The following is a 12,413-nucleotide window of genomic DNA, read 5'->3' on the forward strand; positions in this document are numbered from 1 at the left end:
GGATCCGTCTTCATGTCAGCCAATTCTTACTTTTAGGACCGATCTGACGGAAACGTCCGCCAACTTCGTCGACCATTTCCTCCACACAAATCACAGGAAATCACGTTGGCCCCGCGCAAGGGCCGTGGGAGCCCTTGCGGCTCCGGCGTGTCGACGACACATGGCTATTTCACCTTCCTTGATCACCAGGTTCCGCAGTGCCGCCATCGGCGTGGCATTGCTGGCCGGCGCATCGCCCGCGCTGGCCGATATCTTCGAGCCCGGCGATGAAATCTCCGTCCAGGCGAGTGTGTACAACATGCACTACAGCCGGGACGACCACTACATCAAGTACTCCCCGCTGCTGGGCGTCGAATGGCGCCGCAACAACGGCTGGCTGGTGGGCGCCGCCGCGTTCAGGAACTCCTTCGGCCAGCCCTCGCAGCTGGTGTACGGCGGGTACCTGTGGAACCTGGGCACGACCCACTTCTACGGCAAGCTGACCGGCGGCATCCTGCACGGCTACAAGGGCGAGTACCAGAACAAGGTACCGCTCAACTACAAGGGCTTCTCGCCGGGCATCCTGCCCGCGCTGGGCTACAAGGCCGGCCCGTTCCGGACGGAGGTCCAGCTTTTCTGGACAAGCGGGTTCATGGTGACGATGGGTTACTCGTTCAAATAAGCCCGCCGCCAGCCCGTCTCGCTTTGCGCAAATACCAAAGGGCGTGCGCCGCCGCGAGGCCCGGTCTCGGTGCAAGACCTAGCTTGTACACATTGGATACAACTCGGTAGAGTCGGCGCAGGGTCGGAAACGGGTCCGGCCACAGGGGGATATTCCGAATGCCAAGCCGCGCAACGATGCGCTGGTGTCTGACTGCCATGCTGGCGTGGTCCAGCCACGCACTGGCGTGGGACTACACGCCCGGCGCCATCCCCGGCCTGATCAGCGTGCTTGGCTTTCTCACGGTGCAAACGCAGGCGCTCGACCGTGCCATCCAGCGCTTTCCCGACCAGCGGGAAGAACTCATCCGCGCGCGCACGCAATTCGACACCACGTTTCCGCAGGCGCTGGCCCGCACCCGCCGCCTGATCGCCGGGATTCCGCTGGCCGACGACGAACGCCAGTTGCTGATCGGGCGCGTACTCGATGTCCACCAGCCCAGCGTGAACAACGCCACCCAGACCGCCCAGACCGCCCACGCCCTGGCCGAACGCGTGGCCGCGCGCGCGCAAGGCAGCCAGGACCGCGCGACATTGCAGACGCTGCTGGCCGTCGTCTACGACGAGCGGCCCGCCGACGAGTTGACCAGCCGCTTCACCCAGCCCGTGACGTTGTCTGACTGGCCGAACGCACGCGGCGCCAGCGTGAGCCTGAAGCTGCCGTTTTCGTGGGAACGCGTCCCGCCCACGGCGCCGCGCAAACCGGACCCGGCCCGCGTGGCGATCGGCGCGTGGGCCAACCAGGGGGGCTCGGGGCTCTCGCGCATCGAACTGATCGTGCGCCCCACCGAGGGCGACCCCGAAACCGTGCCCGACACCCGCGAGCCCCGCTGGATGCGCGATGCGGTCCGGCAGGCCGTGGCACTGCCCTGCAAGCTGATCGGCTGGGGCACGGAAACGTTCGCGGGCCGCCCCGGCGTGTGGGCCAGCTACATCGCCGAATCGCCAGGCCCGCATGTGCCGCGCGCCGCGGGCAACACACTGGTCGGCCGCGTCTTCATCGTGCCGACCGACGGTGCGTTGTTGATGCTGCACATGCAGTCCGCCGCCGCTTCGCCCGAGCAAGCCAGCGCGGTCCGGGTGCGGTACGAGCCGCTATGGAATGCAGTGGCGGCCTCCTTCAGTGTGTCTGGCGCCAAGCCCTAGGCTGCCAACGCACCATCACGGCGCATTCGCCGCGCCGAACGCACCAAATTCAACCGGTTACGCACCGATTTCGGGATGCGCCATGCTTACCGGCCGTCGGGCGCGGCGCGCGCACGGCCATGGTGCGCCACGACACCGTTTTGCACATCGTTGGAACAGGAATTGCATTGGTCGGCGGCTTTTGCGTCATTTACGGGCAATCTGCACCGCAATGGCGCCAGTCATCAACCCGCACGACAACCACAATGAACACCATCAAAACCGGGGGCGACGCGCTCTTCATCCTGCTGGGCGCGATCATGGTGCTCGCCATGCACGCCGGCTTCGCGTTCCTTGAGCTGGGCACCGTCCGCAAGAAGAACCAGGTCAATGCACTGGTCAAGATCCTGGTCGACTTTGCCGTGTCGACCATTGCGTACTTCTTCATCGGCTATTCCGTGGCCTATGGCGTCAACTTCTTCACAGGCGCCGACGTGCTCGCACAGCAGAACGGCTACGAGCTGGTGAAGTTCTTCTTCCTGCTGACGTTCGCCGCGGCCATCCCGGCCATCATCTCGGGCGGCATTGCCGAGCGCTCGCGCTTCGAGCCGCAACTGGCGGCGACCTTCGTGCTGGTGGGCTTCGTCTACCCGTTCTTCGAGGGCATTGCGTGGAACGAACGCTTCGGCATCCAGCACTGGCTGCAGGCCGTGACGGGCGCGGAGTTCCACGACTTTGCCGGCTCGGTGGTCGTGCACGCGGTGGGGGGCTGGATCGCGTTGCCGGCCGTGCTGCTGCTGGGGGCGCGCCACGGCCGCTACAAGGACGACGGCCGCATCGCCGCGCATCCGCCGTCGAACATCCCGTTCCTGGCGGCCGGTGCGTGGGTACTGGCGGTGGGCTGGTTCGGCTTTAACGTGATGAGCGCACAGACGCTGGACAAGATGAGCGGCCTGGTCGCCATCAACTCGCTGATGGCCATGGTGGGCGGCACGCTCACCGCCTGGTGGATGGGCAAGAACGACCCGGGCTTCTCGTACAACGGCCCGCTGGCCGGCCTGGTGGCCGTGTGCGCCGGCTCCGACGTGATGCACCCGCTGGGCGCACTGGCCGTCGGCGGCATTGCCGGTGTGCTGTTCGTGTGGATGTTCACGCGCGTGCAGAACGTCTGGCGCATCGACGATGTGCTCGGCGTGTGGCCGCTGCACGGGCTGTGCGGCGCATGGGGTGGCATTGCGGCCGGCATCTTCGGGCTGAAGGCGCTGGGCGGCCTGGGCGGCGTATCGTTCTGGGCGCAGGTGGCGGGCACGGCGGGCGGCATCGTGATTGCCCTGATTGGCGGCACGGTGGTGTACGGCACGTTGCGCAAACTGGTGGGCCTGCGGCTGGACCGCGAAGCCGAATTCATGGGCGCCGATCTGGCCATCCACCGCGTCTCCTCCACGCCGGAATCGGAAACGCACTGGTAAGCCTGTCGATCCAACATCGAGTGCGGCGCTTGCTAGAGTGAAAGGCGTCCTTTCGCCCACTGCAGGAGTGCCGCATGCCCGATATCGATGTCGATCCCAACCACCCCATCACCGTCGAAGCCAACCCGCGCCGCGTGACGGTGACCTTCAACGGCTTCACCATCGCCGACTCGCGCATGGCGCGCACGCTGCGTGAGGCGTCGTACCCACCGGTGCAGTACATCCCGCGCGACGACGTGCAGATGAACCACCTGGAGCGCACGCAGCATCACACCCATTGCCCGTACAAGGGCGATGCGTCGTACTACACCATCGTCGCCGATGGCGAGCGCGCCGAGAACGCCGTCTGGACCTACGAGCAGCCCAAACCCGCCGCGCGCGAAGTGGGCAGCTACCTCGCCTTCTATCCGGACAAGGTGATCATCCGGGAGGAATGAGCGCTGACATGCCCATGTCACGCCGGTGGCGCACGATGCGCACGTTCCTCTTCTCACGGATGCGCTTTCCGTGAAAGTTCAAAACCCGGCGCAGGCAGCACCTGTGGCCGGGATTTTTTTGCCTTCCGTTTTTGCTCCAGCTCGGTGCTATCCTCAGCCGATCATGCTGGACTTCCGCACCTACGGCCTTGCCGCTCCTCCGCACGCGCACGACTTCATGCAGGTCGTGATGCCCGCACGCGGCATCCTGGAGATGGACGTGGACGGCCACGGCGGCCGCGTCGACACGCACCACGCCGCGCTCATCCCCGCGGGCGCCACGCATGCATTCGAAGCCACGGGCGCCAACCGCTTCATCGTGTTCGACATCCCAGGCCAAAGCGTTGACGCTCCGAGCCTGGGCGGCCTGGCGGATCGCGTGTTCTTTCCGCTCACGCCCGGCCTGCGTGCGCTCGCCACGTGGCTGCAAGACGCGCCCATCGTCGATGCCGTGCTCACGAATGCGTGGTCGTCATTGGCGCTGGCGACGCTGGCCGCGCATCCGGCCAATCAATCCACGCAGTTGCGCGCACGCCGCGATGCGCGTGCCGAGCGCGCGTGGCACGCCATCGAGCACCGCTATGCCGAACCGCTCACCGTCGAGGCCCTCGCCGCTGACGTGGGTGTGAGCGCCCGGCGCCTCGCCACGCTCTTCCGTGCCACGTACGGCACCACGCTGCATGCACGCCTGGCCGAGGTGCGGCTGCGCCATGCGCTGACGCTGCTTGAAACCACCACGCTGCCCATCGCCGAGATTGCCGCGCGCACCGGCTACTACGACCAGAGCGCCCTCACGCGACACCTCAAGGCCGCGCACGGCATCACACCTGCCGCCGTACGGCGCTAGGCACCACCCCGTTTCCGGTTTTGCCAAAGCGCGGCCGTCTTCGCCAAGACGGATGCCACGCGCACGCGCACAGTGACGGTTCGATTGATCTTCCCGACCAGGTTTCACATGGCTGTTGGCGACACCTCCTCTGCAACGCACCTTGCGCACACACCGCGCGATCACCTCACGGGCGTCGGCTATGGCGTTGCGGCGGGGGCACTGTGGGGCGTCATCTTTCTCGCACCGAAGATGCTGCCGCAGTTCTCGCCGCTGGCGCTGTCAGCCGCGCGGTATGTGCTGTACGGCGTGCTGTCGCTGGTGCTGGCGCTGCCCGTGTGGCGCACGCTATGGCGCAAGACCACCCGGCGCGATTGGGCGGCGCTGCTGTTGCTCTCGCTGCCGGGGAACATCCTGTACTACCTGTGCGTGGCGGGCGGTGTGCAGCGCGCGGGCGTGGCACCGGTGTCGCTCATCGTCGGGCTGCTGCCGGTGACGGTCACGCTGGCCGGTGCAGCCGAGCGCGGCAGCCTGCCCCTGCGGCGGCTGGCATTACCGCTGTTGATGGCGGTCGGCGGCGTGGTGTGCATCTACCTGGATGCGCCGGACATGCATGCGGATGCGGGCGGCAGAACCTATTTCATCGGACTGCTGATGGCGGCGGGCGCGTTGGCGTGCTGGACGGTATATGCGGTGTGCAATGCGCGGTACCTGCGCGCACATCCGCAGTTCACCAGTCGGGAGTGGTCGTTGTTGACGGGCGTCGCCACGGGGGCGCTGTCATTGGCACTGGCCGTGCCGGCGTTTTCTGTGCCCGGCATGGCGACGGCTTCTGCGCAGCCCGCATCGGCCTGGGCGATGTTCTGGCTGGTGAATGCGGGCGTGGCGCTGGGGGCATCCGTGCTGGGCAATAGCCTGTGGAATGCGGCCAGCCGGAAATTGCCGTTGACGCTATCCGGGCAGTTGATCGTGTTCGAGACGGTGTTTGCGTTGGTTTATGGATTTGTTTATGAGGCACGCTGGCCACATGGGTTGGAGGTGGTGGCTGCGGTTTTGCTGATGGGTGGGGTGGCGCTGGCTGCGCGGCGGCATGGGTAGGGTTTTGTTTTGGGTTTTGTTTTTGGCCTTGGTGGTCCATCCCCCTTTCGTTCCCTGCCGGGACCGACTCACTTTTCTTTGTCTTGCCAAAGAAAAGTAAGCAAAAGAAAGGCGCGCCCGAGATGGCGAAAGACTCCTTGAATTGATGTCGCAAGGAGGGAGGGGAGGCAAACTCGCTGCGCTCAGACAAGCCTCCCCTCTTTTTCCTCCTTGCAACAGAAATTCAAGGCGCCATCAAGGGCTCAACGTCAAAAGACAAAAACAAAGGCCAACCCGTCGCGGGGTTGGCCTTGTCGTTTGGGGCTGGCGCACCGATGGTTTCGCCTTTGACTTTCCTGCCCTAGATGGCGCCTTGAATTTCCGTAAGCGGGCGGAAAAAAGACGGGGAACTGTTTGAGCGAAGCGAGTTTTCCCCGTCTCCGCCCGGTTACGGAAATTCAAGGGGTGGGTCGCCATCTCGGGCGCGCATTTCTTTGCTTACTTTCTTTGGGCAAGACCAAAGAAAGTGAGTCAGCCCCGGCAGGGGATGAAACAAGGGATGCACCACCAACAAAAAAACACCAGGTCATCAACGCTGCATCACCGCCAACCCCAACAATATCCCCACCGGTGGCAAAACACACCAAAACGACAACAAAGCAAACGCCAACGCCCCCAACACCGCACCCGTGGCAAAGCCAATCAACGGCGGCACCATCTTCCGCAACCGCGTGCGAGCGGCATCCTTCTGCATGCCGCCAGGCGACAACACCTCCACCACATCGATCACGATCTGCGTGGTATTGCCCGTCATGATGGTCGTCGGCGCCTGATCCCCCAGCACGAGACGCCCCTTGGCGTTCTGCACCCCCATCGCCGCCACGCCGATCAGCCCGACAACAATGGTGGCTGGCGCATCGGCAGATTGCAGCGGCAGCGCCAGCAAGCCCGCCACCATGAACGCCAGCAGCAGCGCAGCCTGAGCCAGCAGCAGCGGCCGCAGTGGCGCTACACCGCGCCGCGTGAGCGCCGACACCGCCAGCTTGGTCGCGGCCACCGCCACCACGAACACCGGCAGCGCCAGCAGCTTGGCCAGCACGCCTTCACCGGAGCCCGCGAGCTCCAGACCGATCATCACGAAGTTGCCCGTGACATGCGCGGTGAACAGCCCGAACAGCGCCGCGAAGCCGACCACATCCACATAGCCCGCCACGAACGCCAGCAAGCTGCCCTGCACAATCAGGAAGCGTGCGGATGATGACGCGGCCACCGGAGCCGCTGCCGTTTCAGAAGGCAAAGCACGAACACCCGAAGGCGCCCCAGAAACCGCGGAAATCTGTCGTGGGGACGTTGGCCGTGCGCGCCTTCTGGTGCGAATGGCCATGGACCGTGCACGCGCCCGCACAGTGATGGACCTGCTGCTGCAGCGGTGCCGCCGGCCGCCAGTGCCCCGGCACGCGCGAGACGGGCGACCATTCCGGCAACACCGGAATCGGCGGCGGGCCGAACTCGTCGAATTCCGCGGCGCCGTAGACGATGCGCCCGCCCACCACCGTCAGCACCGATTCGATGGTCTTGATGTCCGCCTCGTCCACGGTAAAGAAATCCGCCGAGAGCACTGCCAGGTCGGCGAGTTGCCCTGCCTTGATCTGCCCCTTGTTGCCCTGGTCGGCCGAGAACCAGGCGCTGCCGTGCGTGTACAGCTCCAGCGCCACTTCGCGCGGCAGCCCTTCCGGATAGAGCGCCATGCCGCCGACCGTGCGGCCGCTCGCCAGCCAGTACAGCGACGTCCACGGGTTATAGCTCGATACGCGCGTGGCATCGGTGCCGGCGCCCACGGGCACGCCTTCGGCCAGCATGCGCTTGATGGGCGGTGTCTGTTCTGCGGCAGCGGCGCCGTAGCGGTCGACAAAGTATTCGCCCTGGAAGGCCATGCGATCCTGAATGGCGATGCCGCCGCCCAGCGCGCGCACGCGTTCAATGTTCGCGGGCGAGATCGTCTCCGCATGGTCGAAGAACCACGGCAGGCCGTTGAATGGGATGTCGCGGTTCACGCGCTCGAACACGTCGAGCATGCGCGAGATGGATTCGTCGTACGTGGCGTGCAGGCGGAATGGCCAGCGTTGCGCAACGAGGTGGCGCACCACGGTCTCCAACTCCTGCTCCATCGTCTCGGGCAGGTCAGGGCGTGGTTGCAGGAAGTCTTCAAAGTCTGCAGCGGAGAAGACCAGCATTTCGCCCGCGCCGTTGTGGCGGAAGAAGTCGTCGCCTTGGCGGTATTGCACGCTGCCGGTCCAGTTCTTGAAGTCGGCCAGTTCCTCTTTCGGCTTTTGCGTGAAGAGGTTGTAAGCGATGCGGATGGTGAGCTGGTTCTGCGCCGACAGCTCGCGGATGACTTCGTAGTCTTCCGGGTAGTTCTGGAAGCCGCCGCCCGCATCGATGGCGCTGGTCACACCGAGGCGGTTCAGCTCGCGCATGAACTGGCGCGTGGAGTTGACCTGGTATTCCGGTGGCAGCTTCGGCCCCTTTGCCAGCGTGGAATACAGGATCATCGCGTTGGGCTTGGCGATCAGCATGCCGGTGGGCTCGCCGCTGGCGTCGCGCTGGATCTCGCCGCCGGGCGGGTTCGGCGTGTCCTTGGTGTAGCCGACCTGGCGCAGCGCCGCGCGGTTGAGCAGCGCGCGATCGTACAGGTGCAGCACGAACACCGGTGTGTCGGGCGCGGCCTGGTTCAGCTCTTCGAGCGTGGGCATGCGGCGTTCGGCAAACTGGAACTCCGTCCAACCGCCCACCACGCGTACCCATTGCGGCGACGGCGTGCGCGCAGCCTGCTCCTTGAGCATGCGCATCGCATCGGCCAACGAGGGCACGCCTTCCCAACGCAGTTCCAGGTTGTAGTTCAGTCCACCTCGGATCAGGTGCAGGTGCGAATCGTTCAGGCCGGGGATGACGGTGCGCCCGCGCAGGTCGATCACCTGGGTGGAGGCACCGCGCTGTGCCATCACGGTGGCGTCGTCGCCCACGGCAACGAAGTGGCCGTCGCGCACGGCAACGGCGCTGGCAGAGGGGCGTTCGCGGTCGACCGTGTGGAAGCGGCCGTTGTGCAGGATGAGGTCGGCGGTCATTGCGTCAGTATCTGGGAGAGATGGAGAAACGTCCGGGGCCGGCAATCAGGATGGTGGTGAAGATGATCAGCAGCATCCACCCGAACTGCCCTTGGGCCAGCGACCAGTCAGGATGCACCACGAGCATGGCCACCAGCAACGTGGCGACGATGGGCAGGCAGGCCAGGCGGGTCAGCACGCCCAGCGCAATCAACAGCGGGCAGAGCGTCTCCGACAGGATCGCCAGCAGCAGCGTTGGCGTGGCACCCAGGTGGAACGGGTCTTCAATGCGCGTGAGCTCCTGGCTGTAGTGCAGCACCTTGGGCAGGCCGTGCACGGCAATCAGCAGCGCGCTGCCGGTCACGCGCAGGAACAGCAGGCCAGCATGAAGGGCAACATTGGGGGCGGTGTCGGCGGGCGTCTGGGCTTCGGCGGGTTTGGCCGATTCCAGCGAGAGGCGCGTCATGGCATCAACTCGGGTTGCGCGGCGTGGGTTCGCGTGTTGCCGCAAGCTCGGCAGGGGGCGCGTCGGGTGGTGCTACGGGCGGCGCGCCCGTGATCTTCGGTATGCACTCGTGACGGAACCATGCCATGGTGATCGGCTCACCGGCCAACAGGCGCTGCGCGGCCGGCACGATCTGCTCGCCGATCAGCATGCCGAGCAGCCCCACCAGCGCAATTGCGGGCGGCGCGGGTGAGCGTACGTGGAGCAACGCATAGATGACGCCGACCAGCATGCCGACGCCAATGGAGATGAGATAGGGCTTCATGAGATCTCCTGTCTTGCGGAGGCGGAATCCGGAGCACGCGTGGGCACGCGCTCCGGCTTGCCCGGATTAGGACGACAGGAACGCGAGCAGGTCAGCGTTGACCTTGTCCGCCTCGGTCACGCACATGCCGTGCGAGCCACCCGGATAGACCTTGAGCGTGCCGTTCTTCACCAACTCCACGCCCAGCCTGGCCGAATTGTCGATCGGCACGATCTGGTCGTCGTCGCCATGCAGGAACAGCACCGGCACGTCGATCTTCTTCAGGTCTTCGGTGTAGTCAACCTCCGAGAACTCCTTGATGCAGGCGTACTGACCGTGGATGCCGCCGGTCATGCCCTGTGCCCAGAAGGCGTCGATGGTGCCCTGCGAGACCTTCGCGCCGGGCCGGTTGAAGCCGAAGAACGGCGTGGCGAGATCGAGGTAGAACTGCGAGCGGTTGTCTGCCACACCTTTGCGGATGCCATCGAACACGTCCATCGGCAAGCCATTCGGGTTGGATGCCGTCTTGAGCATGATGGGCGGCACCGCACCGATCAGCACGGCGCGTGCGACGCGCTTGGTGCCGTGGCGGCCGATGTAGTGCGCGACTTCGCCGCCGCCGGTGGAGTGGCCGACCAGCGTGGCGCCCTGGATGTCGAGCGCATCGAGCAGCGCTGCCAGATCGTCGGCGTAGGTGTCCATGTCGTTGCCTCGGGACGGCTGGTCGGAGCGGCCGTGGCCGCGCCGGTCATGTGCGATGACACGGAAGCCCTTCTGCACGAGGAACAGCATCTGCGCGTCCCACGCATCGGCGTTGAGCGGCCAGCCGTGCGAGAAGACCACGGGCTTGCCGCTGCCCCAGTCCTTGTAAAAGAGGCGCGTACCGTCTTGGGTCGTAATCGTTTGCATGGGAGGAAGTGTGTGAGAGGCGGACGATGGCCCGGATGATCCGGGGGTGGTTGGCCGGGCGCCGCATGCGGCAGTCGTGCTGCATTCGGCGCCCGTGCGAACAACGTCAGTGCTTGTGCGGCAGCGCGATCAGCGGGCAGCCACGGCCGCCAGCGCCTCGTGCGGTGTGGCGGTGCGCTGCGGCGCCTTGTGCACCATCGTGTAAGCGTAGTCCACGCCCATGCCGTATGCGCCGGAATGTTCCTTGACCAGCTTCATGACAGCGTCATACGTGTCGCGGTGGGCCCAGTCGCGCTGCCATTCCAGCAGCACCTGCTGCCACGTCACCGGCACCACGCCGGCCTGCACCATGCGCTGCATGGCGTAGTCGTGCGCGTCCTTGCTCGTGCCGCCCGAGGCGTCGGCCACCATGTAGATCTCGTAATCGGCATCGTGCATGGCAGAAAGTGCAAAGGTGCAGTTGCACACCTCCGTCCACAGGCCCGAGACGACCACCTTCTTGCGGTTGTTCTTGGCCAGGGCGTCGCGCACCTTCTGGTCGTCCCACGAGTTCATCGAGGTGCGTTCGAGCAGCGGCTGATCGGGAAACACGTCGAGCAGTTCCGGGTAGGTGTAGCCCGAAAAACTTTCCGACTCGACGGTGGTGATGGTCGTCGGGATGTTGAAGATCTTCGCGGCCTTGGCCAGGCCGACGGTGTTGTTCTTCAGGACCTGGCGGTCGATCGACTGCACGCCGAAGGCCATTTGCGGCTGGTGGTCGATGAAGATGAGTTGGCAGTTTTGCGGGGTGAGGACTTCCAGCTTGGGGTTCGTCATGGCCGTATCCAATGGGGCGTGGAGCAACAAGAGGGGTGCCGCTGTGCCGGTGCCTGCCCGGAGGCGGGCGGCGAGGGCAGCAAAAACAACGGCCCAACCATCATAGAAACTTGTGCTCCGCGCACAACAGCAGAAACAGCGAGTGCAGTTTTTGCGATTGGCGAACAATCGCCGCCGGTTGGCGAAATATCGATCTGCTATGCCCGTACCTGCGCCATCAGCGGACCCAGCCCTGCTTGAGCAGCGGCACGTCCCACGCCAGTTCGCCCGCGTGGTGGCTGACCAGGCAATCGATGAGCGCACACACCTTCACAGCCTGGCGCTGTGTGGCCGGGTAGACAGCCGAGAAGTGCAGCGGTGCCAGGTCGTAGTCGGCCAGCACGGGCACCAGGCGTCCGGCGAGCAGATCGTCGCTGACGACGAGTGTCGGCAGGCAGGCAATGCCGGCGCTGGTGAGCGCGTAGTCGCGCAGCAGGTGCACCGAGTTGGAGCGAACCTGCTCCGGCAAGTCGAGTTCAGCGCTGACCTCGCCGTTGCGTGAGAAGACCCAGCGCTTGCGGGTGGGGTAGCCGGAGTAGAGCGCCAGCGAATGCTGCAGCAGATCGGCCGGTTGCTGCGGCAGGCCGTATTCCTCGACGTAGGCGGGGGTAGCGCAGAAGATGCGCCGCAGCAAAAACAGGCGCCGCTCGATCAGCGAATCGTTGATGGGCGGAAAGATCTGGAACGCCACGTCGAACCCCTCGGCAATCGGGTCGACCACGCTGTCGTCCACCACCACGTCGAGCTGGATGTCGGGATACTGGGCACCGAACTTGGCCAGCGGCGCGGCAAAGTGGCTGAGCGCGTAGCCGGGCAGCATGCGGATGCGCAGCTTGCCGGCGGGCGTGGCGCGCAGGCCGCGCATCTGGTCGGTCAGGTCCGTCAGCATGCAGACGGCTTCGGCGCATTGCTTGTAGTACGTCTCACCCACTTCCGAGAGCCGCACGTGCCGCGTGCTGCGGTGAAAGAGCGGCGCTTCGATAAAGCGCTCCAGTTGCTGCACGCGGTTCGTGACCACCGAGTTGGTCACCCCCAGTTGGCGCGCGGCCTCGGCAAAACTGCGCGTTTCGGCCACGCGCACAAAGGCTTCGATGCTGAGAAAGCGGTCCATGTATTGCCGGCTG

Annotated in this window: 13 protein-coding genes; 6 read left to right on the forward strand and 7 right to left on the reverse strand. The window is 65.3% G+C overall.

Annotated elements, in window-relative coordinates; translation table 11 throughout:
* Positions 1-178: 178 nt before the first annotated feature.
* The 6 genes from NG900_RS02075 to NG900_RS02100 all read left to right on the forward strand — a co-directional run bounded on the left by NG900_RS02075 (position 179) and on the right by NG900_RS02100 (position 5,693).
* The gene (locus NG900_RS02075; RefSeq protein ID WP_252676192.1) at positions 179-661 is read left to right on the forward strand and encodes a sn-glycerol-3-phosphate transporter; all 483 of its coding nucleotides are present in this window, start codon (positions 179-181) and stop codon (positions 659-661) included.
* Positions 662-819: 158 nt separating this feature from the next.
* Positions 820-1,845, forward strand: coding sequence for a hypothetical protein (locus tag NG900_RS02080; RefSeq protein WP_252676194.1), 1,026 nt, complete (start codon positions 820-822; stop codon positions 1,843-1,845).
* Between the two features lie 245 nt (positions 1,846-2,090).
* Positions 2,091-3,293, forward strand: a complete 1,203-nt coding sequence (locus tag NG900_RS02085; RefSeq protein ID WP_252676196.1) for an ammonium transporter — start codon at positions 2,091-2,093, stop codon at positions 3,291-3,293.
* A gap of 74 nt (positions 3,294-3,367) precedes the next feature.
* Entirely contained in the window at positions 3,368-3,730 is a 363-nt protein-coding gene (locus NG900_RS02090; RefSeq protein ID WP_252676198.1) for a DUF427 domain-containing protein, read from the forward strand.
* A 163-nt stretch (positions 3,731-3,893) separates the two neighbouring features.
* The gene (locus NG900_RS02095; RefSeq protein WP_252676200.1) at positions 3,894-4,616 is read left to right on the forward strand and encodes a helix-turn-helix transcriptional regulator; all 723 of its coding nucleotides are present in this window, start codon (positions 3,894-3,896) and stop codon (positions 4,614-4,616) included.
* Between the two features lie 108 nt (positions 4,617-4,724).
* On the forward strand, positions 4,725-5,693 hold the full coding sequence (locus NG900_RS02100) for a DMT family transporter (RefSeq protein WP_252676202.1): 969 nt from the start codon (positions 4,725-4,727) through the stop codon (positions 5,691-5,693).
* Between the two features lie 568 nt (positions 5,694-6,261).
* On the opposite strand, the gene NG900_RS02105 is transcribed toward NG900_RS02100, so the two are convergent.
* From NG900_RS02105 to NG900_RS02135, 7 genes are all read right to left on the reverse strand, one after another.
* The gene (locus tag NG900_RS02105; protein WP_252676204.1) at positions 6,262-6,969 is read right to left on the reverse strand and encodes a YoaK family protein; all 708 of its coding nucleotides are present in this window, start codon (positions 6,967-6,969) and stop codon (positions 6,262-6,264) included.
* A complete protein-coding gene (locus tag NG900_RS02110) occupies positions 6,959-8,797 on the reverse strand; it encodes an amidohydrolase (protein ID WP_252676207.1) in 1,839 nt (612 codons plus the stop codon). Before NG900_RS02110 ends, NG900_RS02105 begins: the two co-directional genes overlap by 11 nt.
* Before the next feature lie 4 nt (positions 8,798-8,801).
* Positions 8,802-9,242 (reverse strand): DoxX family protein, encoded by a 441-nt coding sequence (locus NG900_RS02115; RefSeq protein ID WP_252676209.1) that lies wholly within the window; start codon positions 9,240-9,242, stop codon positions 8,802-8,804.
* A 4-nt stretch (positions 9,243-9,246) separates the two neighbouring features.
* Complete coding sequence (locus NG900_RS02120; protein WP_252676211.1) at positions 9,247-9,546, reverse strand: XapX domain-containing protein; 300 nt, start codon at positions 9,544-9,546, stop codon at positions 9,247-9,249.
* 66 nt (positions 9,547-9,612) lie between these two features.
* The gene (locus tag NG900_RS02125; RefSeq protein WP_252676213.1) at positions 9,613-10,434 is read right to left on the reverse strand and encodes an alpha/beta fold hydrolase; all 822 of its coding nucleotides are present in this window, start codon (positions 10,432-10,434) and stop codon (positions 9,613-9,615) included.
* A gap of 129 nt (positions 10,435-10,563) precedes the next feature.
* Complete coding sequence (locus tag NG900_RS02130; protein WP_252676215.1) at positions 10,564-11,250, reverse strand: hydrolase; 687 nt, start codon at positions 11,248-11,250, stop codon at positions 10,564-10,566.
* Between the two features lie 217 nt (positions 11,251-11,467).
* Positions 11,468-12,400: a LysR family transcriptional regulator gene (locus tag NG900_RS02135; protein WP_252676217.1), complete on the reverse strand. Its 933-nt coding sequence runs from the start codon at positions 12,398-12,400 to the stop codon at positions 11,468-11,470.
* Between the last annotated feature and the right edge of the window lie 13 nt (positions 12,401-12,413).

The sequence above is a fragment of the Ralstonia soli genome, assembly GCF_023955655.1.
GTDB classification, from domain to species: Bacteria; Pseudomonadota; Gammaproteobacteria; order Burkholderiales; family Burkholderiaceae; genus Ralstonia; species Ralstonia soli.

Coding starts and splice junctions, on each gene's coding strand:
- NG900_RS02080 (WP_252676194.1), top strand. CDS start 820: ATGCCAAGCCGCGCAACGATGCGCTGGTGTCTGACTGCCATGCTGGCG.
- NG900_RS02085 (WP_252676196.1), top strand. CDS start 2,091: ATGAACACCATCAAAACCGGGGGCGACGCGCTCTTCATCCTGCTGGGC.
- NG900_RS02090 (WP_252676198.1), top strand. CDS start 3,368: ATGCCCGATATCGATGTCGATCCCAACCACCCCATCACCGTCGAAGCC.
- NG900_RS02095 (WP_252676200.1), top strand. CDS start 3,894: ATGCTGGACTTCCGCACCTACGGCCTTGCCGCTCCTCCGCACGCGCAC.
- NG900_RS02100 (WP_252676202.1), top strand. CDS start 4,725: ATGGCTGTTGGCGACACCTCCTCTGCAACGCACCTTGCGCACACACCG.
- NG900_RS02110 (WP_252676207.1), bottom strand. CDS start 8,797: ATGACCGCCGACCTCATCCTGCACAACGGCCGCTTCCACACGGTCGAC.
- NG900_RS02115 (WP_252676209.1), bottom strand. CDS start 9,242: ATGACGCGCCTCTCGCTGGAATCGGCCAAACCCGCCGAAGCCCAGACG.
- NG900_RS02120 (WP_252676211.1), bottom strand. CDS start 9,546: ATGAAGCCCTATCTCATCTCCATTGGCGTCGGCATGCTGGTCGGCGTC.
- NG900_RS02125 (WP_252676213.1), bottom strand. CDS start 10,434: ATGCAAACGATTACGACCCAAGACGGTACGCGCCTCTTTTACAAGGAC.
- NG900_RS02130 (WP_252676215.1), bottom strand. CDS start 11,250: ATGACGAACCCCAAGCTGGAAGTCCTCACCCCGCAAAACTGCCAACTC.
- NG900_RS02135 (WP_252676217.1), bottom strand. CDS start 12,400: ATGGACCGCTTTCTCAGCATCGAAGCCTTTGTGCGCGTGGCCGAAACG.